Annotated in this window: 17 protein-coding genes; 9 read left to right on the top strand and 8 right to left on the bottom strand. The window is 60.9% G+C overall.

Annotation, left to right across the window (positions count from 1 at the left end; all coding sequences use genetic code 11):
* Positions 1-23: 23 nt before the first annotated feature.
* Complete coding sequence (gene rsmC / locus BN1128_RS09805; protein WP_042868136.1) at positions 24-1,052, bottom strand: 16S rRNA (guanine(1207)-N(2))-methyltransferase RsmC; 1,029 nt, start codon at positions 1,050-1,052, stop codon at positions 24-26.
* Positions 1,053-1,332: 280 nt separating this feature from the next.
* Between rsmC and dapA the strand changes: the two genes are divergently transcribed.
* The 4 genes from dapA (at position 1,333) to BN1128_RS09825 (ending at position 5,704) form a co-directional block, all read left to right on the top strand.
* Positions 1,333-2,205: a 4-hydroxy-tetrahydrodipicolinate synthase gene (dapA, locus tag BN1128_RS09810; protein ID WP_042868138.1), complete on the top strand. Its 873-nt coding sequence runs from the start codon at positions 1,333-1,335 to the stop codon at positions 2,203-2,205.
* A 94-nt stretch (positions 2,206-2,299) separates the two neighbouring features.
* Positions 2,300-3,940 carry a sensor domain-containing diguanylate cyclase gene (locus BN1128_RS09815; RefSeq protein WP_042868140.1) on the top strand — a complete coding sequence of 547 codons (1,641 nt, stop codon included), beginning with the start codon at positions 2,300-2,302 and terminating at the stop codon, positions 3,938-3,940.
* A 4-nt stretch (positions 3,941-3,944) separates the two neighbouring features.
* Positions 3,945-5,048, top strand: coding sequence for an EAL and HDOD domain-containing protein (locus BN1128_RS09820; protein ID WP_042868142.1), 1,104 nt, complete (start codon positions 3,945-3,947; stop codon positions 5,046-5,048).
* A 65-nt stretch (positions 5,049-5,113) separates the two neighbouring features.
* Entirely contained in the window at positions 5,114-5,704 is a 591-nt protein-coding gene (locus tag BN1128_RS09825; protein WP_042868145.1) for an HAD family hydrolase, read from the top strand.
* A 139-nt stretch (positions 5,705-5,843) separates the two neighbouring features.
* On the opposite strand, the gene hfq is transcribed toward BN1128_RS09825, so the two are convergent.
* Complete coding sequence (gene hfq, locus BN1128_RS09830; RefSeq protein WP_011707507.1) at positions 5,844-6,206, bottom strand: RNA chaperone Hfq; 363 nt, start codon at positions 6,204-6,206, stop codon at positions 5,844-5,846.
* 177 nt (positions 6,207-6,383) lie between these two features.
* Here hfq and BN1128_RS09835 point away from each other — a divergent pair, with 177 nt between their 5' ends.
* From BN1128_RS09835 to BN1128_RS09845, 3 genes are read left to right on the top strand one after another with little or no spacing between them, the layout of a single operon-like run.
* Complete coding sequence (locus BN1128_RS09835) at positions 6,384-7,661, top strand: paraquat-inducible protein A (protein WP_042868283.1); 1,278 nt, start codon at positions 6,384-6,386, stop codon at positions 7,659-7,661.
* Entirely contained in the window at positions 7,654-9,300 is a 1,647-nt protein-coding gene (gene pqiB / locus BN1128_RS09840) for an intermembrane transport protein PqiB (RefSeq protein WP_042868146.1), read from the top strand. Before BN1128_RS09835 ends, pqiB begins: the two co-directional genes overlap by 8 nt.
* Positions 9,300-9,869: a PqiC family protein gene (locus tag BN1128_RS09845; protein WP_082030394.1), complete on the top strand. Its 570-nt coding sequence runs from the start codon at positions 9,300-9,302 to the stop codon at positions 9,867-9,869. The genes pqiB and BN1128_RS09845 overlap by 1 nt, the downstream gene beginning before the upstream one ends.
* An 84-nt stretch (positions 9,870-9,953) precedes the next feature.
* On the opposite strand, the gene ompA is transcribed toward BN1128_RS09845, so the two are convergent.
* Entirely contained in the window at positions 9,954-11,012 is a 1,059-nt protein-coding gene (gene ompA, locus BN1128_RS09850; RefSeq protein WP_042868285.1) for a porin OmpA, read from the bottom strand.
* 232 nt (positions 11,013-11,244) lie between these two features.
* On the opposite strand from ompA, the gene BN1128_RS09855 reads away from it, so the two are divergent.
* Positions 11,245-11,979 (top strand): substrate-binding periplasmic protein, encoded by a 735-nt coding sequence (locus tag BN1128_RS09855; RefSeq protein WP_042868150.1) that lies wholly within the window; start codon positions 11,245-11,247, stop codon positions 11,977-11,979.
* A 56-nt stretch (positions 11,980-12,035) separates the two neighbouring features.
* On the opposite strand, the gene BN1128_RS09860 is transcribed toward BN1128_RS09855, so the two are convergent.
* Positions 12,036-13,043 carry an SGNH/GDSL hydrolase family protein gene (locus BN1128_RS09860; RefSeq protein ID WP_042868287.1) on the bottom strand — a complete coding sequence of 336 codons (1,008 nt, stop codon included), beginning with the start codon at positions 13,041-13,043 and terminating at the stop codon, positions 12,036-12,038.
* Between the two features lie 238 nt (positions 13,044-13,281).
* Between BN1128_RS09860 and BN1128_RS09865 the strand changes: the two genes are divergently transcribed.
* Positions 13,282-13,662 carry a YgiW/YdeI family stress tolerance OB fold protein gene (locus tag BN1128_RS09865; RefSeq protein WP_042868152.1) on the top strand — a complete coding sequence of 127 codons (381 nt, stop codon included), beginning with the start codon at positions 13,282-13,284 and terminating at the stop codon, positions 13,660-13,662.
* Between the two features lie 69 nt (positions 13,663-13,731).
* Here the strand turns inward: BN1128_RS09865 and mltC are convergent, their stop codons facing one another.
* The 4 genes from mltC to gspB form a co-directional block, all read right to left on the bottom strand.
* Positions 13,732-14,832 carry a membrane-bound lytic murein transglycosylase MltC gene (gene mltC / locus BN1128_RS09870; protein ID WP_042868154.1) on the bottom strand — a complete coding sequence of 367 codons (1,101 nt, stop codon included), beginning with the start codon at positions 14,830-14,832 and terminating at the stop codon, positions 13,732-13,734.
* 241 nt (positions 14,833-15,073) lie between these two features.
* Positions 15,074-15,346 carry an oxidative damage protection protein gene (locus tag BN1128_RS09875; RefSeq protein ID WP_005313967.1) on the bottom strand — a complete coding sequence of 91 codons (273 nt, stop codon included), beginning with the start codon at positions 15,344-15,346 and terminating at the stop codon, positions 15,074-15,076.
* Between the two features lie 8 nt (positions 15,347-15,354).
* Positions 15,355-16,416 (bottom strand): A/G-specific adenine glycosylase, encoded by a 1,062-nt coding sequence (mutY, locus tag BN1128_RS09880; protein WP_042868156.1) that lies wholly within the window; start codon positions 16,414-16,416, stop codon positions 15,355-15,357.
* A gap of 101 nt (positions 16,417-16,517) precedes the next feature.
* Positions 16,518-16,922 (bottom strand): type II secretion system assembly factor GspB (gspB, locus tag BN1128_RS09885; RefSeq protein ID WP_042868159.1); only part of this gene is annotated, 405 nt, incomplete at its 5' end.

Genomic DNA, 16,922 nt, shown 5'->3' on the forward strand with positions numbered 1-16,922 from the left:
TTTATTACACCGGTTACACTTATTTACACTTTGCTCAGATACACCTTGAATTTGCTGTCGCTGTTGACCACTTCGGTCCGTTTGAAGTGCGTATCCAGTATAGGCTGATATCGCAGGAAGGCGTTGGCGACTATGGTCAGGCCACCATTCGCCGACAGGTATTCCGGTGCCTTGGCGAGGAAGGTCTCGGTGGCCGCATAGAAGGTCTTGAGCCCGGCGTGGAAGGGAGGGTTCGAGACGATATGTTGAAATTTTTCAGCAATGTCGGAGTAAACGTCCGAGGCATGGACCTTTCCCTGCAAGCCATTGACAGCCAGGGTGCGGCGGCTCGACTCCAGCGCCAGCGCGCTGATATCCACCATGCTGACCTCCAGATCCGGATTACGCTTGGCCAGCATTGAACCGATGACACCGGCGCCGCAACCAAAATCGAGCAACTTGCCCCGCATCGGCGGCAGGCTGGCGAGCAACATCTGGCTGCCCAGATCCAGCTCGTCGGCACTGAATACCCCCGGCAGCGCCAGCACGGTCAGTTCCGTCTCACCAGCCTTGCATTCATACCGGCTGAACCAGGCGTCCAGTTCGAACGATGCCACCGGTTTGCTCAGCTCACCGTGATAGAGGGAGCAGCGGCGCGCCGAGTCGCGCTTGATGGGCTTGTCGCCGTAAGGGGCCAGCAGCTTGTCGGCGCCGTTGATGCCGCCGCGATTCTCGCCGGCCAGAAACAGGTCGGCACCCGCTTCCAATAAGGGGGTCATCATGGCCAGCAGGTATTGCGCCTCGGCCTTGGCCTTGGGCATCAGCAGCAACAGGGCATCGAAGCGGGGGGCGCCACCGAGCTGGTGGTCGAACAGAATTGCCTCGCCGAGGGCCGCCTGCTGGCTGCGGTAATAGCAGTAATCGGTGGTAAAGACGGTCAGGGTCTGGGCCAGGGTCGCCAGCTGGCGGGGATAGTCATCCTCCAGCGCGCCACAGACAAGTAGCCGCTTGCCGACAAAGAGGGCTTGGTTTCGTTCCAGCATCTGGCTGACGGCACTGATAGGGCTGCTCATCGGGTCTCTCCACGCAATTTTGGGCGGCCATTATACATAGCCCCTTTCGCCTTGACATTTATGCCGTGTTCCCGAAATATGCCCAGACACCATTTTTTGACCAGAGATGACGAAATGCGGTTCAACGGGTTGAAACGAAAGCACAAAAAAAGCCTGACATTCGGGCCTGCCGACGTTCGCGCGTAACCTCTCATCCCTGAGAAGATTCAAACCCCGGTTGCGCAGCCCGTACCGGGGTTTTTTATTGCCATATGCGCGTCATTTAGGAGAAGGAGATCCCATGTTTCAAGGTTCTATTGTTGCGTTGATCACCCCGTTTCGACAGGGCAAGCTGGATGAAGAGGCGCTGTTGCGTCTGGTGGAGTGGCATATCGAGCAGGGGACCCACGGCATAGTGCCGGTCGGTACCACGGGCGAGAGCCCGACCCTGACCCACGACGAGCATTGCCGGGTGGTGGAACTGGTGGTCAAGCAGGTGGCGGGGCGCATTCCTGTGATAGCCGGTGCCGGCTCCAACAACCCGGTCGAAGCCATCGAATACACCCGCCACGCCGAGCAGGCGGGGGCCGATGCAACCCTGCATGTGGCCGGATACTACAACCGCCCCAATCAGGAGGGGCTCTACCACCACTTCAAGGCGGTGCACGACGCGACGACCAAGCCCATCATCGTCTATAACATTCCGCCGCGCGCCATCGTGGACGTGCAACCGGCTACCCTGGCCCGCCTGGCCGAACTGCCGCGCATCGCCGGGGTGAAGGATGCCACCGGCGACCTGGCTCGTCCCTGGACCGAGCGCCAGCTGATCACGAAGCCGTTTGCCTGGCTCTCCGGCGAAGATGCCACCGCCGTAGCCTACAACATAGGTGGCGGTCAGGGCTGCATCTCGGTAACGGCCAACGTGGCCCCCAAGCTGGTGGCCGAGGTGCAGAACCTGACGCTGGCTGGTGAGTGGCAGGCCGCCCGTGAGTTGCAAGACAAGCTCATTCCGCTGCATCAGGCGATGTTTGCCGAGCCGAGCCCGGCGGGCGCCAAGTATGCGGTCTCCCTGCTGGGCTTTTGCAGCGAAGAGTGCCGCCTGCCGGTGATGCCACTGTCCGAGGCGACCCGCGAACGCATCCGCAGCGCGATGCAGGCATTGAATCTGTTATAAAAATTGGGCTCTGGATCGCGCTTTTGACTGCCTAGTCAGTTAATGTGCAAAGTTTGCCGATATACTCGCTTGGATACAACCAAGGATGGCAGGCATGCAGGAATGGGATCCAGAGCACTTCACCAGTTTTGAACACCTCTGTGAAGTGACGCTGGCAACGGTCAGGGAAAAGACAGAAGCCGAACAAATCTACCTCTGGTTGCGGGCTCCCGAGTCCCAACTTTACAGCTTTCAGCTCGATCAGGGGCTGATCTGCCTGAATGCGGATATTGCCGCCCCCCTCAAACTCCCTGTCATCTTCATCGAACAGGCCATCGACAAGGGCCAGCTGGTGGTGGAGCAGATAGCCCCGACCACTGATGTCTGGGAGACGGTCGAACCCGAAATTCCACGCCTGCGTGCCTGCTTCCCGCTCAAACGCCAGAAGGGGTTGAAGGCCGTGGTCTATCTGGAAACCCGCCGTCGTCTCGATCGCCTCTCCCGACGCCAGCAGCAGAGCATCCAGCTGCTGATGCACTACCTGGCCGCCGAGCTGGAGAGCCGGTTGCTCGCCACCCAGATCGATCAGGAGCGGGATCAGCGCAGGCACACCCAGGCCGATCTCATCCGCAGCCAGGCGCTGCAAGACTCTTTCCTCAGCCTGTTGCAGGCGCTGCATCAGGTGGGTGTCAAACTCTCTCGTTGCGACAGTGAGCATCAATTGCTGCACGATGCTGTGGCGCTGGCCCGTCAGGACCTGCAGTTTGATCGCATCGCCATCTTCCTCGTCGACGCCGAGTTCAAGACTATGCACGGCACCTGGGGCACCAACGAAGCGGGTGAACTCATCGACGAGCACCACTTCATCAGCCCCATTCCGGAGCACCCCACTGTGCAGGAGGCCCTGCGCCGCAAGGATTATGTGCTGGTGCTGGAAGATGCGCCGCTCTACTACGAGAAGCAGGAGGTGGGGCGTGGCTGGAATGCCATGGTCTCGCTGTGGGACGGCGCCACGCCCATCGGCTGGATCGCCGCCGACAACCTGCTGTGGCGGCGGCCGCTCAAGGCGTACCAGAGCGAGATCTTCAAACAGTATGCGGCCATGCTCTCCCAGTTGTTGATCCGTCAACGCACCCAGGCTGCGCTGGAGCGCTTCAACCGGGAGCTGGAGCTGAGGGTCAGCGAGCGCACCATGCAATTGGCGGAGACCAACCGGGCGCTGGAGGAGGCCAACAAGCGACTGTCGCTGCTGTCGCTGGAGGATCCCCTGACCGGCATCGCCAACCGTCGCCACTGGGATCTCACCATGCAGCGGGAGTGGGAGTGGGCCCGTCGTCATCAGGGCCTGCTGGCGGTACTGATGATCGACGTGGACGAGTTCAAGTCCTACAACGATCACTTCGGCCATGCCAAGGGGGATCAATGCCTGCAACAGGTGGCCAGTTTGCTGCAGGAGGCGGAGCGGCGGCGCACCAACCTGGTGGCCCGCTACGGCGGGGAGGAGTTCGTGATCCTGCTGTGTGGCCCGCAACCCGAAGAGGCTGAGCGGTTGGCGGAGCGGATTCACAAGGAGCTCGGTGAACTAAAGATCCCTCATCCAGCTTCCCGAGTTGCTGATTTCATTACGGTTAGCATAGGCTTTAGCTATCTGGTTCCCTCGCTGGATGGAACATGGCAGAGCTTGACCGAACAAGCCGATCAGGCGCTCTATCATGCCAAGTCGCAGGGGAGGGCGTGTACGCTAGCCTATCGGTGAGCCCATGTTGTTACGTCGCTATCCTATCTTCAATCGTCGTCTCGCCCTCGTTGCTTATGGTATGGACTATCAGCTTGCTGACCCCGCCGAATGGACTCTTCTCGCGACACAATGCCGCCTGCTGGCCCAGGGGCGCCAATACTTGCTGCCCTTCAGCCATGAGCAACTCGATGAGCAACGTCCCCTGTTGTTCGATCAGGACACGATCCCACTGGTCGAGGCCTCGGCCGAGCGGTTGCCCGCCTCGTTTCCCGTACTGGCACAGTGGCGAGATTATCGACGCCGTCTGGCCGTGCACGGTGCCCAGCGGGAGCCCCGCTGGTTCAACACCTCGCGGCTGCTGGTGTTCTGGATGGGGGAGGAGGGGATTAGCCAGCCGACCGAGCACAAGCGGATGGCGCTCGACATCGAGACCTGGGGCGATTTTCTGCCGCTCAAGGAGGCGGGGGTGGACTTCTTTGCCGGCGGTTTCCTCGCGCGTCCCGAACTGGTGAATCAGCGTGCCGCCCAGCCGGACATGAAGCTGGTGCAGGAGATATTGCAGATTATCTGCCATGAGGAGTTCTCCTTTGCCAGGGTCGCCAGCCTGCTGGAGCAGGACGCCTGGTTGCCGGGCCAGCTGATGACCTATGTCAACGCCCCCGGGTTCGATCACGCCAGTCCCATCGTCTCGGTCACACGGGCGCTTTCCTATCTGGGGGAGCAGGAGATCCGCAAGTTCGTGCTCATCTACGGGCTGGCGCGGGTCAGTCAGCATATGCCGGAGGCCTGTACCCGCATGGCCATCGCCCGTGGCCGTTTCTGCGAGCTGATCGCCGTGACCGCGCTCGGCAAGGCCGCCGCCAGCTGGGCGTTTCTGGTGGGGTTAGTATTGGATGGGTCGTTGCTCTCCGAGCAGCTCAAGGCCCATCTGCCCAAGGATGTGAAGCGGGCGCTCGAATCCAGTGAGGGGCCGCTCTTTCATCTGTTCCAGCTGGTGAAGACCTATGAGCAGGGGAACTGGCCGCTGCTTGCCCAGCTGGCGCCTAACTATCAGCTGGATCCCGCCAAGCTGACCCCCATCTATTTTCAGGCACAAATGTGGGGGCAAGCGTTTCTCGCCACCTAGGTCATGGCGACGGGGCGCGGCTCTGGCTAGAATGGGGACCCATTTTCAGACACAGATCCCGCACCATGACCCTCTCCGGATTTCAAGGCCTGGTATTTGACCTCGATGGCACCCTGGTGGACTCCATGCCACTGCACCTTGCCGCCTGGGCGCACACGGCCCGGGAGTTTGGCTTTCACTTCGATGCTGATTGGTTCTATGAACTCGGTGGCATGCCGAGCCGCAAAATCGCCCTGCTGGTCGCCGAGCAGCAGCAGATTGCCCTGGACCCGCTGGTGGTAACCCGTTGCAAGACGGATCACTACGTGGCCAATCTGCACAAGGTCACCGTCTTTCCGGCCATGCTGGAACTGGTTCAGCGCCATCACGGCCTGCTCCCCATGGGGATAGGCACAGGGTCGCCCCGAGTCAATGCCGAGGCCGTACTGCGCAATACCGGGCTGGATCGTTACTTCCCCGTGGTGGTGACCGCCGACGATGTGGATCTGCACAAGCCCCATCCAGATACGTTTCTGCTGGCTGCACGTCGGCTGGGGGTCGAGCCGGCGACCTGTCTGGTGTTCGAGGATACGGGAATTGGCGTACAGGCCGGTCAGGCTGCGGGGATGCAGACCTGCATGGTCAGGGATGGCAAACCGGTCGACTTGCAGTATTGAAGTGAAGGAAGGTGAAACAGGCGGATCCACTCGGAGGAAGAGTGGAGTCCATTCTCATACGGGACAGACATGATAAATGAGAATGGACTCGGTCACCCTTTGACGCAGCAATGGCGTGGGGGTGATTCAGGCAAGCATATTACTGCTCGCTGCTACCGCCGCCCTGGTTGTCATCGTAACGACCGGGGGCGCCATGGGGACGCGGTGCCATGGAGACGCGCGGCTTGCGGGCACGCTGTATGCTGACCTGGGGACGGCCGGAGTGCATGGCGATGGTGGAGATCTTGGCCTTGTAGACCAGCTGCTGGTTGCCATGGGCATCGGTCAACAGCACGCTGTACTGGTCGAAACCGCTGATGGTCCCCTCCAGCTTGATGCCGCTCACCAGGAAGATGGCGACCTGACTGCGATTCTTGCGCAACCAGTTGAGGGCAGAATCTTGCCCGTTCCCGAGGGAGAAGGCTTGCTCGATCGTGGAGTAGCTTGGGGATTCAGTTGTCATAAATTATTGTCCCGCGGAAAAAAAGTGGCGTTTGATTGTGCTAAATGGTCACTGGCTTGTCAAAGTCATTCTCACTCCCATCCCGGATGGTGCAACGACAGTGCTGGTCGGCAGGGGCCGCTGCTGTAATAATTGGCGGCTCTGGCCCCGTGGTGGGCCTCATGCTGGGGTTTCATCTTGCATTCGGTTTCAAACCAACACCTACCCACCTATACCCATGACGCGACCGCGTGCGAAGAGTGTGACCTGCTGGTGCCGGCCGCCGCGCTGGCCGTCGGGGAGACGAGCAGCTGTCCGCGTTGCGGCCATACCCTGAGCCGTCATTTGCCGGAGCAGGAGCGCAGGCCCATCGCTTACGGCTTTGCGGCCATCATCATGTTCGTGCTCTCCAACGCCTTTACCTTCATGTCGTTCTCGGCCAAGGGAGTGGGGCAGGAGATGACGTTTCTGCAGTGCATCACCACCCTGGTGGATCAGGGCTATCTGTTTCTGGGCGCCGTGCTGAGCCTGACCCTGATCGGCCTGCCGCTGGTCTACATCGGCTCCATCATGCTGGTGCTGTGGCGGGTCGACAAGGACTTGCACAGCAATGCCCTGCGCTCCCTCGGTCGTCTGCTGTGCCGGATCAAGCCCTGGCTGATGGTGGATGTCTTCCTGATCGGGGTGCTCATCTCGCTGGTCAAGCTGATGGGGATGGCTGACATCAAGATGGGGCTGTCGTTCTGGGCCTTCGTCGGCTATACGGTGCTGCTCATCAAGATGATCTCGTCGCTCGACCGGATGTGGCTGTGGCAACGGCTGTTCGGCCCGACCGAGGCCCGCGAGCTGGATGCGGATGCCGAGGCCGCAGCCATGGCGTCCGGGCTGGTGGGCTGTCACATCTGTGGCGCCCTGAGCGAGGCGGGCGAGCACAGTTGCCCGCGCTGCGGCGGCAAGCTGCACAGCCGCAAGCCGGGCGGTCTGAACCGTACCTGGGCCCTGCTCTTCACCTCGGTGATCCTCTATGTGCCCGCCAACCTCTATCCCATCATGGATACCGTCTTCCTGGGAGATGACAGCCCTTCCACCATCCTCGGTGGCGTGGTCTTGCTGTGGGCCATGGGCTCCTACCCCATAGCCGCGGTGATCTTCATCGCCAGCGTAGTGGTGCCGCTGGTGAAAATCCTGGCGCTGTTGTGGCTTTGCTATATGGTACAGCGCGGCCACGGTGCCTCGCCCCTTGGCAAGCTCAAGCTCTATCGCATGACTGAATTTGTGGGACGCTGGTCGATGATCGACGTCTTCGTGGTGGCCATTCTGGCGGGCCTGATCCGGCTCGACAACCTGATGACCATCTACCCCGGCCCCGCGGCCGTCGCATTTGCGGGTGTGGTGCTGATCACTATGGTGGCAGCCATGAGTTTCGATTCCCGCCTGATCTGGGATTTACAACAAGGAGAACGCGAACGTGAGTGAGCGTAAGAAAAGGTGGAAACCCGGCTCTGATTTTCTGAGCTCGGCCGCCGCAATCTGGATGGTGCCGCTGCTGGCGCTGTTCATCGGTATCTGGATGTTGTTCCAGCACTGGTATTCGCAAGGTCCCAGCTTCACTCTGACAGTGGCCACCGCCGAAGGCATAGTGGCGGGCAAGACGGTGATCCGCTCCCGCGAGGTGGAAGTGGGCCGCATCGAGGCGGTGGAGCTCAGCGAGGACTACAGCCATGCGGTGCTGAAGGCTCGCCTGACCAATGCCGCCGCCGGCATGCTCAAGAAAGACAGCCAGTTCTGGGTGGTCAAGCCCAGGGTCGGCCGGGAAGGGGTCTCAGGTCTCGGCACCCTGCTCTCCGGCGCCTACATCGAGCTGGCCCCCGGCAAGAAGGGCAGGCCGCTGGACGAATACGCCATGCTGGACAAGCCGCCGCTGGCCTCCCAGGACGCCAAGGGGTTGCGGCTCTCCCTGAGCAGCCGGGATACCCGTGCACTCGGGGTGGGCTCGCCCATCAATTATCAGGGCTTTACCATAGGCCAGGTGGAAGAGGCCAAGTTCCTGCCCGAGAAGAGCGAGATGCAGTACCAGATCTTCATCAACGCCCCCTATGACGTGCTGGTGAGTGGCAACTCCCGCTTCTGGATGACCCCGGGCTTCGAGGTCTCCATGAGCAGCGAGGGGATGAAGGTGAAGATGGATTCGCTGGAGAGCCTGCTCGACGGCGGCATCACCATGGGTCTGCCCCCTGGCTGGGCGCCTGGCGAGCCAGCCAAGCAGATGGATGACTTCACCCTGTTCCAGGATCAGGCCAGCGTGCTGGCTGGTAGTCTGGATCAGTTCATCGACTATGTGTTCCTGTTTGAAGACAGCGTTGGCGGCCTGCACCCTGGCGCGGCGGTGGAGTATCGCGGCATCCGGGTCGGTACCGTCATCTCGGCACCCTATCTCATTGACGAGAAAGGGGTGCAGATATTCCAGAACCGGCAGATACCGGTACTGGCGCGCATCGAGGTGCAGCGTCTCTCTCACCGCTACGCCAATGCGGAGAAAGAGCAGTGGCGCGCGCTGTTTGGCAAGCAGTTCAAGGAGGGGTTGCGGGCGACGCTCAAGACCTCCAGCCTGTTGACCGGGGGCAAGGTGGTGGATCTGAACTTCTATCCGGATGCACCCAAGTATCGGGCCATCAAGCTGGCCGGTTATCAGGTATTCCCGACCGTGCAGGCCGGGCTTGATCAGATCGAGCGCAAGGTGAACCAGATCCTCGACAAGTTCGTCGACATGGACACGGCCAAGACCCTGAACCAGGTGAATCACACCCTGGTCACTCTGGACCAGACCCTCAAGAACGTCAGTGCGGTGAGCGCCAATCTGGACAAGTTTACCGGCCAGAGCGCGACCCAGCAGTTGCCGGCGTCCCTGAACGACAGCCTGAAGCAGTTGCAGAGCACGCTGCAAGAGTACGATGCCAACTCCCAGACCAATCAGGATCTGCGTCAGTCGGTACAGTCGCTCAATCAGCTGATGCGTGAGTTGCAGCCACTGGTGCATTCGCTCAACGAGCAGCCGAGTTCGTTGATCTTCGATCGCGCCCGTCCCCGTGATCCCGAGCCCAAGCGAGGCCAATGATGAAGAAACAGATGATGACGCTGGCCTTGTTGGGCCTGCTGGCGGGTTGCAGTTCGGCGCCGACGGCGCTGCACTACTACTCCCTTGATGCCGAGGCGCAGCAGCCAACTACGATGACGGCGCAACCGCAGCACCAGCTGGTGCTCAAACCTGTCTCCCTATCCGGCCAGCTGGACAGGATGAGCCTGGTCTATCAGCTGGAGGGCAAGGAGTTGCACTTCGCCGAGTACCATCGCTGGGCGGGTTCCCTCGATGCCCAGCTCGATCAGCTGACCCTGAACGGTCTCTCCAGCCGGCTGCCCGGCTGGGTGGTGCGCCAGGACGGTGCCCGCAAGGGGCCAGTGCTGACCATCTCGGTCGAACGCTTCCAGGGGCGCCACGACGGGCGTGCCGTGCTGAGTGGCCGCTGGCGACTGCTGACGGAAGAGGGCACTGTCCTGCGTGACGTCCCCTTCCAGCTGGTGCGGGTGTTGCCGGAGGATGGCTACGGCTCCCTGGTCAGCGAGCTGGGACAGGGCTGGCAACAGCTGCTCGACCAGATTGCAGCAGAGGTGCGCAAGGGGGCCTGAGGCCGTCATGAATGAAAACGGGAGGCCAGAGGCCTCCCGTTTTTTTATCCAGGTACCACAGACCCGGTGCCAAGAAGGTGGAACTTACTGTTGAACGTCAGAGACCCCTTCCACCTTGACCTCGACCCGGCGATCCGGTGCCAGGCAGACGATCAGCTCACGCTTGGATTTGCTGGTGCAGCTGTCGCCGGTGACGGGGGAACCCTTGCCACGCCCTTCCACATTGACCTTGCCTGCCGGCAGGCCCTTGCCGACCAGGTAATCGGCGACTGTCCGTGCACGCTGTTCTGAGAGCTTCTGGTTATAGGCATCCGAGCCGATGCGGTCGGTATAGCCGATGACTGTGGCGACGCCATCCTTGGGTCGGGCTTGCTCAATCTGGCTGTAGAGGTTATCCAGCGCCTGTCCGCCTTCCGCTTTGAGGGTCGCTTTGTTGAAGTCGAACAGCACGTCCGAGCTCAGGGTGAACTGCTTCTCGACCACCACGGGCTCAGGCGCGGGGGCCGGAACCGGGGCAGCAACCACGGGAGCAACCTGACCGAAGCGGTAGACCACGGCGACCGCCAGCAGGCCGTTGTCGAGCTCGGCCCCCGTCTTGTCGAGCGCCTTGTCGCCGAGCGGCGTGGTGTACTGGTATTCGAGGCGGGCGGCCCAGTCGCGGTTGAAGGCGTATTCGGCCCCCAGTGCGCCGACGAAGGCGGCCCCATTGTCATTGTCGAACTGCTTGCTGTCGGTCCAGGCGTAGGCACCACCGAGGCGAGTGTAGAGATCCAGGTTGTCGCTCACCGGCAGACCTATCTTCATGGTGAGCTGCGCCAGCTGGGCCTTGATCTCGTCCTGGCTGATGTCGGTGGGCGTCAGCAGGTCGGTTGCGGTGTACTTGTATTTGCCGAGCCAGTCGTAACCGAGCTCGACGCCGAGGTTCTGGTTGATCTGGTAGCCGAGGAAAGCGCCGGCACCGACGTCGTTCTTGTCCTCTTCGCCGATGGCGTAGTTATCTTTGATGCTCTGGTTGTGATCGACACCATAGAAGTTGGACCAACCCAGCTTGGCACCGCCATACCAGGTGTTGTCTTGTCCGGCAGCCTGGGCGTTGGCCGCAAGCAAGCCTGAAACCAGTAAGGTAATCAGTGTTTTATTCATGTTGAGCCTCTGCAATTTCATATTGGGGGGAGGTTGTTTTTAGGTTGCCTCTCCTTATGGGTCGGGGCTTATAGCACAGCCACAACAGATTAAAGGTAGTCGCTTTCCGTGGGTTCTCAAGCAACTGATATAAAACAAATTGTGATTATTATTACCGCAGTTGAACTGTGTGATTTGATCTCTGGGGCGGGGCGGCAATAGTTAACCGAGGCAGGATCGCACCGGGGTGGGCATGAAAAACAAATGGATATGGCTGTGCTGGTCGCTGTGGCTGGCGCCGGTCTGGGCCGCTGATACGCTGCAGGTGGTGACTGAAGACTATGCCCCCTACAACTATCTGGAAGAGGACGAGATCAAGGGGCTGGGCACCGAAGTGGTGGAGGCCATGCTGGAGGAGGCGGGATTCGAGTACGGCCTCGATATCTACCCCTGGGCGAGGGCCATCTCGCTGGCCCGCAGCCGCCCCAATGTGCTCATCTACAGCATCAGCCGCTTCCCCGAGCGCGAGGCGCAGTTCCAGTGGATCGGGGTGATCGCCCGCATCAACTTTCATGTGTTTGCTCTGGCCAAACGCGACGACATCAAGCCGTTCAGCCAGTTATCACACGCGCGTGCCTGGTCTATCGGCACAGTGCGCAATGATGCGCTGGAGCAGTATCTGATCGGTCTCAACTTCTCCAACCTGCAGCGCAACAACAGCAACGAGGCCAATATGCTCAAACTGTTGATGGGGCGCATCGATCTCTGGCCCGTGTCGCAGGAGGCGGCGAACTACTATGTGCGGCAGGCGGGCTATGAGCCCGGCGCCCTCAAGATAGTGCACGACATCGAAGACTTTACCGGGGGAGAACTCTACGTGGCGGCGAGCCTGAAGACGGCACCCGAGGTGATCAAGCGGCTGCAGGAGGCGCTGGCCACCATCAGGCAGAACGGCGTCTATGACGGCATAGTGAAGCGCTATCGCTGATTGATGGTGCTGTGACGAGGTAAAAGAGGGGCCGACCGAGTGTCGGCCCCTTGTCATCAGTGGGCGAGGAACTCGTACTGGCTCTCGATGAAGGTGGCGGCGCGCTCGCTCAGGGCAGCGTGCACGACAGTGGTCGGGTGGACCTGATCCCAGAACATCTTGCCCTCACAGTTGAGGGTGCTGGCGCTGCGGCGGGCCATGGGGCTGGCGACGGCCTGTGCCAGCAGCGGGTTGCCGGCGATGGCGAGGCGCTCCTGCGGGTTGAAGGCGGAGAGCTGGCTGTCGGTGCTGGCGCTGCGGGAGGCAAACGGCTTCCACACATAGCTGCCACCGTAGCAGGCGTTCTCCGTATCGCTCAGGCCGAAGTTCTGCGGCTCGCGCAGCATCTCGGCAAACTGCTTGTCGATTTCGAACAGCTTCACCATGCCGGTGGGGGCCAGCTGGCGTGCCAGATTCAGCAGCAATTGGTTGTGGTAGGCGGAGACATGGCTGGCCGCCTCGACCACCTTCTGGCTGCGGGCCGAGGGGTTCTGGCCCAGATCCGGCAGGTTGAACAGCAGTATCTGCTTGGCACCGTTCAGCACCATGCGGTTGGCCGCATCGCTGATGGCGTCGCGCACCCGCTTGGCATCCTGTTCTGTGTTCCAGCCGTAGGCCAGATAGTCGTTGGCGCCGACCCAGAGGATCACCAGATCGTCCGGCTTGAAGCTGTCTTTTTGCAGGAACTGGGTGACCTCGTAGTCCAGGTTGTTGATGACCTGATACTTGGGATTCCAGGAGATCTTGTTGTAAGCCACGGCGGTGGCACCGCCTTCCGCCTCGTTGGCTATGGTCAGGCCCGGGAACTGCTTGGTCAGCTGCTCCAGCCAGACGGGCCCGTTGGAGAAGCGGCCCTCATAGTAGGGGGGGCTGGAGGGGAGGTAACCGCGCATCTTGCTGTACATCTTGCCGGTATCGGAGAGGCTGTCGCCAAACATCACGATCCGGGAGAAGGCGGGACGGCTGTCGGCGGCCTGAACTGTTAGCGCGATTAGTCCCAATAAACACACGAACCATTTTTTCATCTTGTCGTTCTCGTTGATTTGAAAGCAGGTGGTGCCTGCAGGCTTTTCCTCGATAGGCAAACGGGCTGGGAAGCTGTTTTGCCATTTTGCAGGGTATCCAGCCGAATTAAATTTCTCAGCAGGCAGTGCTGATTAAATCGATTACGGTCACATCCCCTTCACCCAGATGGGGAGGCTTCACGTTTGTTTCACGCCCCGGCTTGCACACTGCTCCCGTACCCAATGACAGGAGCATGAAATGAACAAGGCAAGCGTAATCGGTCTGTTGACCCTGATGTCCATCTCTTCTTTCGCCATGGCGGCCTATACGGGCCCGCAGGATCAGAACAAGGTGTCCGTCGCTCAGTTGAAGGATCTGGCCGATGACAGCTGGGCCACCCTGGAAGGCAAGCTGGTCAAGCACCTGGGCGGCGAGAACTACATGTTCCGTGACGCCAGTGGCGAGGTGGAAGTCGAAGTGGATCAGGATGTGTGGCGCGGCATTGAGGTGGGCTCGGACGATCTGATCCGCATCCGTGGCGAAGTGGACCACAGCTGGAACAAGACAGAGGTGGAGGTGGAGAGCCTGGAGAAGGTGGGTGCCGCTCCGCAGAGCAAGGGCGGGTTTGTCGCCAAGTAAGGCAGGATAGCCGTACGCCAGACGTAACAAGGGCGCCTCCATGGAGGCGCCCTTTTGCTGTTTGTCTGCTTAGCCGGTGCGGGCCAGCGTGCGCTTGAATCCCTTCTCGGCCTGATTGACCTTGTAGAGATAGCGTCTGGCCTCCGCCTTGGGGTGCTGCTCGGTCAGGATCTGGTACACAGCCTCGGGGGAGAGCTGGTTGATCATGCCGGGCGCCGCCTTGCGGTCGCTGGAGAAGGTGTTCAGCACGCCGCCGGCACCACCGTTGTAGGCCGAGATGACGGCATAGCGGCGGGAGAGCGGATCCTGGATGTCCACCAGATAGACGGTCTGCAACAGGTGCAGGTAGGCGGTGCCCACGTCTATGTTGTAGGCCGGATTGAACAGATCATCCCGGGTTGGCTGGCCATTCTTGCCCTTGACCCGCACGTAGACGTCCCGTCCTGCGGTGGCCGGGATCACCTGCATCAGGCCATAGGCGTTGGCGTGGCTGACCGCATAGGGGTTGAAACTGCTCTCTGTCTTGATCACCGCATAGATGAGGCTTTCGGCGACGCCGTACTTGCGGGAGGCTTCCCGTATGATGCCGGCATACTTGTAACCCCGTCTGTCCTCGTGGTTGGCCACCATGGGGATGTCGACGAAGAAGATGGTGCGGATCCCCAGGGTGCGCTTCTTCATCGCCGTGCTGAGCAGGTAATCGGCGTAACGCTCGGCCCGCCAGTCGAAGCGGATCGGCTGGCCCAGGTTGTCCAGCACCTGACCATAGAGGAAGGGCTCGCCACCGGGCAGAATTTCACGGTCGGAGTACAGATCCACTTCCGCCGGATCGTCCGGGGTCAGCAGGGTCTCTATGATGGCGCGGCGCAGGTGGGCACGAGGGTCAAGTCCGGAGACGGTTTCCACCATGATGTGGCCGCTGGAGAAGTCGATGTGAGCCCGGCTCTTGTACTGATCCGTGTATTTGACGTAGTCAAATTTGCCCGCGAACAGCGCCTCACGCCCCCATATCTCGTTCACGTTATGGGAGAGCGCGCTGATCATGTGTTCGAAACCGCGAATGTCCTTGCCGTTGACCAGATCGTCATCCTCACTCCCGCTGGGCTTGGGGGAGGATGAGCAGGCAGAGAGAAACAGCAGGGTGCAAAGCAGCCAAAAAATTCGGCCCATAGGATCCTCAAACTGGGCGGCGGGGCCGCCCGTCATTCATTGGCTGTGAACCGGGAGATGTATCGCCGTCGCTGGCTCACAGGTACAACTTACTGGTTCATAGACCGGTCACTGGCTGTGAACCGGGAGATGTATCGCCGTCGCTGGCTCACACGTACAACTCACTGGTTCATAGACCGGTCACTGGCTGTGAACCGGGAGCTGTATCGCCGTCGCTGGCTCACAAGTACAACTCATCGGCTCATTGGCTGGGAGGGGTATAACCGTCTATGGCCACTTCACCCGCTTCAAACAGGTAGCTCACCATCTCTTTTTCCAGCAGCTGACGATGCTCCAGGTTCATCATGTTCAGCTTCTTCTCGTTGATCAGCATCACCTGCTTCTTCTGCCATTCGGTCCAGGCTTCCTTGCTGATGTTGTCAAAAATCCGCTTGCCGAGTTCACCGGGGTAGAGTTGGAAATCCAGGCCCGGGCCCTCTTTTTTCAGGCGTTGGCAAAATACAGTACGGCTCATGTTGACCTCTATGGTTGTAAGTCCGGGTAGGCGAGCAGGCGGGCCGTGGCGGCTGCCAGACCCACCTCTGCAGGATGGCGTAAGTTATACCAGAGTCGGTTATCCGCTTCCATGAGCTGGGGGGCCGGTGGCGCATCGATTTCAATCAGGAAAGGCTGAATATCGAGATGGAAGTGGCTGAATGTATGCCTAAATCCGCTCAGTTCCCGATAATCATGGCCGCTCAGCCCAAGCCGCTGCATCAGCCCTTCGACCTCCGTCAGCGACTCCACCTGCGGGAAGCAGTAGAGCCCGCCCCAGATCCCCTGTGGTGGCCGCTTCTCCAGCAACAGCTGGTCGCCGTGACGAATGAGCAGCATGATGCCAGCGCGGGCCGGAATGCTCTTCTTGGGTTTGCTGTTGGGGTAGGCGCTGGGCTTGCCCTGCGACAGCCCCTGGCAATCGGCCTGCACCGGGCAGCGCTCGCAGGCGGGTTTGCTGCGGGTGCAGACGGTGGCACCCATGTCCATCATGGCCTGGTTGTAGTGGGCCACGCCGAGCTTGGGCGTGAGGCGGATGGCGAGCTCCCACAGATCGTTCTCCACCTGTTTCTGGCCAGGCCAGCCCGGCAGTGCCAGCCAGCGGGTGAGCACCCGCTTCACGTTGCCGTCCAGAATGGCGTGGGGCTGGCCAAGGGAGAGGGAGAGCACGGCGCCCGCGGTGGAGCGGCCTATGCCGGGCAGGGCCATGACCTCTTCCAGCCGCTCCGGGAACAGGCCGCCGTGCAGTTCGCAGATCTGCCGGGCCGCCTTGTGCAGGTTGCGGGCGCGGGCGTAATAGCCGAGCCCGGTCCAGTGGTGCAGCACCTCGTCGATGGGGGCATGGGCCAGGGCCTGCACGTCGGGGAAGCGGGCCATGAAGCGTTGATAATACGGGATCACGGTGGCGACCTGGGTCTGCTGCAGCATGATCTCGGAGACCCAGACCCGATAGGGCGTCTTGTCCTGCTGCCAGGGCAGGGTCTTGCGGCCGTGGATCTGGTACCAGTCCAGAATCCGGGTGGCGAAGGTGGTGTTGTCTGAATTGCTCACATGGCTCTCATATTATTGATTAAAAAGGGGAGCTCTCAGGCTCCCTCTTGAAATGGACGCCAGCTCAGCGGGGCTGAGCCGGCGTTGTGGTCGTGACGGGATCAGCCGCGCCAGTCCTGCAGTGCCTTGAGACTGACGTTCTGGCCCGCCACCTGCAGGATGATGTAATCCTGGGCTATGGCGATCAGGGTGACGCCGGGGGCGACCTCGCTGCCCTCGCGAAACTCACGGCCGTTCAGCATCACGGCCCGCTTGGCCGGGTTGGACGAGAATACATGGGAGCCGTAGGCCAGGGCAGGGATCCGCTGCTTCAGCTCCAGCGGCAGGGCGCTGATCGGCATGGCCTGAGACTCGCTCTGGGCCTGGGGCGCCGTCTCCTCCATCAGCGGTGTGCTATTGAGTGCATTCATGATGCGCTCGGCCAGCCCCTGGCTGCCGTTGGCGGCAGGGGCACTGTCATTGGGGGCGACTCTGGGGCGCACCACGGGTTCCGGCAGCGGCGGGGG

This window comes from Aeromonas piscicola, from assembly GCF_000820005.1.
GTDB lineage: Bacteria > Pseudomonadota > Gammaproteobacteria > Enterobacterales > Aeromonadaceae > Aeromonas > Aeromonas piscicola.

Excerpts from the sequence above, each read along its gene's own strand:
- rsmC (WP_042868136.1), bottom strand. The coding sequence starts at position 1,052 with ATGAGCAGCCCTATCAGTGCCGTCAGCCAGATGCTGGAACGAAACCAA.
- dapA (WP_042868138.1), top strand. The coding sequence starts at position 1,333 with ATGTTTCAAGGTTCTATTGTTGCGTTGATCACCCCGTTTCGACAGGGC.
- BN1128_RS09815 (WP_042868140.1), top strand. The coding sequence starts at position 2,300 with ATGCAGGAATGGGATCCAGAGCACTTCACCAGTTTTGAACACCTCTGT.
- BN1128_RS09820 (WP_042868142.1), top strand. The coding sequence starts at position 3,945 with ATGTTGTTACGTCGCTATCCTATCTTCAATCGTCGTCTCGCCCTCGTT.
- BN1128_RS09825 (WP_042868145.1), top strand. The coding sequence starts at position 5,114 with ATGACCCTCTCCGGATTTCAAGGCCTGGTATTTGACCTCGATGGCACC.
- hfq (WP_011707507.1), bottom strand. The coding sequence starts at position 6,206 with ATGACAACTGAATCCCCAAGCTACTCCACGATCGAGCAAGCCTTCTCC.
- BN1128_RS09845 (WP_082030394.1), top strand. The coding sequence starts at position 9,300 with ATGAAGAAACAGATGATGACGCTGGCCTTGTTGGGCCTGCTGGCGGGT.
- ompA (WP_042868285.1), bottom strand. The coding sequence starts at position 11,012 with ATGAATAAAACACTGATTACCTTACTGGTTTCAGGCTTGCTTGCGGCC.
- BN1128_RS09855 (WP_042868150.1), top strand. The coding sequence starts at position 11,245 with ATGAAAAACAAATGGATATGGCTGTGCTGGTCGCTGTGGCTGGCGCCG.
- BN1128_RS09860 (WP_042868287.1), bottom strand. The coding sequence starts at position 13,043 with ATGAAAAAATGGTTCGTGTGTTTATTGGGACTAATCGCGCTAACAGTT.
- BN1128_RS09865 (WP_042868152.1), top strand. The coding sequence starts at position 13,282 with ATGAACAAGGCAAGCGTAATCGGTCTGTTGACCCTGATGTCCATCTCT.
- mltC (WP_042868154.1), bottom strand. The coding sequence starts at position 14,832 with ATGGGCCGAATTTTTTGGCTGCTTTGCACCCTGCTGTTTCTCTCTGCC.
- BN1128_RS09875 (WP_005313967.1), bottom strand. The coding sequence starts at position 15,346 with ATGAGCCGTACTGTATTTTGCCAACGCCTGAAAAAAGAGGGCCCGGGC.